Genomic DNA, 1,324 nt, shown 5'->3' with positions numbered 1-1,324 from the left:
AAAATGTATGGTCCGCCCCGTTATTGCAACTACAATTAAGTCATAACGGAGTTGGTTTGCGCTAATGTATTCGGAGTCCTTGTTGGGAGCACTAGCTTCCCAGCTCCACGATGATATCTGCGCCAGATTATCCTTAAAAAGCCCAAAGCGTTTAACGCTATTTTTTGTGTCAGGTTCTTAATCTGGTCGATTGACCGTTTTTGTCATCACGTTCATTGGCGTTGCAAACTTGGTTATAGCTATACAGCCTTAAAAGCTTGGCGGTGGTATAACACCGCCCAAGCTATTCTTGCTAGCTTGTTGGCAAGTGCTACGACCACAACATTAAATGGCTTCGTCGCCCGGAGCTTGATGAGCCACTCTCCAAACACTTTCCCTGTCGTTTCTAGCCTTGAGAGAACTGCTCTTGCTCCATGGATAAACAGAGTTCTGAGATGTTTATTGCCTCGTTTACTCATGCCAAGTAGCTTGGTCTTTCCTCCCGTAGAGAACTGTCTCGGCACAAGCCCTAACCATGCAGCCATTTCCCGACCATTGGTGAAGTTACTTGGGGAACTTACATCGGCAACACACAACGTCGATGTGAGGTCGCCAACGCCAGGGATAGTTTTCAGCAATTGTGCACTTTCGTTATTGTTAACAACGGCTTGAAGCTTACTGTCTTGAACTTTGACTCGTTCATTAAGGTATTTGTAATGCTCGTGGATAGACACTAATTCAACGAGTAAGCTTTCTGGTAAAGACGCTTTTTGCTCTGCTAGCCATTGGAAGAGAGCCTTCATCTTTGCATGCCCCTTTGGAAAACTTAGGCCGAACTCAAGCAAGATAGCCCCAATTCGAGACATGGCGGCCGTTCTCTCCTTGATATAACCATCTCTGACACGATGAATCGCTGCGATGACTTGGGCTTCTTCACTTTTTACCGCGATAAACCTCATTGTTGGTCGACCAGCGGCTTCTGCGATTGCTGATGCATCTATGAAATCATTTTTGTTGCCTTTGACATAAGGCTTAACGTACTGGGGAGGAATAAGTCGAACTTGATGACCGTATTCACCACTCTTGCGAGCAAGCCAATGAGCACCGCCACAAGCTTCGAAAGCAATGGTTGTTGGTTCGATTTTACAAAGGAAACGTTGGAGTTGGTTTCGACTAAACTTACGACGTAATACTTCTGCACCTGAACGGTTATGAGCGATAGCGTGGAAACAGTGCTTGCCTAGGTCGATACCTAAAATATGAATAGAAGACATATGGTTCACCTCATTCTGAGAGCCTACTCTAAGCTTAAGGGCTTGAGAGTGGGGCGGACCATATAATTAAG

Annotated in this window: 1 protein-coding gene; it reads right to left on the bottom strand. The window is 45.5% G+C overall.

The window, feature by feature from the left end; all coding sequences use genetic code 11:
- Positions 1-239 precede the first annotated feature (239 nt).
- A complete protein-coding gene (locus tag KIV41_RS24320) occupies positions 240-1,253 on the bottom strand; it encodes an IS110 family transposase (protein WP_252040496.1) in 1,014 nt (337 codons plus the stop codon).
- Positions 1,254-1,324: the final 71 nt, after the last annotated feature.

Origin of the sequence: Vibrio sp. D401a (assembly GCF_030248515.1) — a bacterium.
GTDB lineage: Bacteria > Pseudomonadota > Gammaproteobacteria > Enterobacterales > Vibrionaceae > Vibrio > Vibrio rotiferianus.
This window is presented reverse-complemented; position numbering and strand designations above follow the sequence as displayed.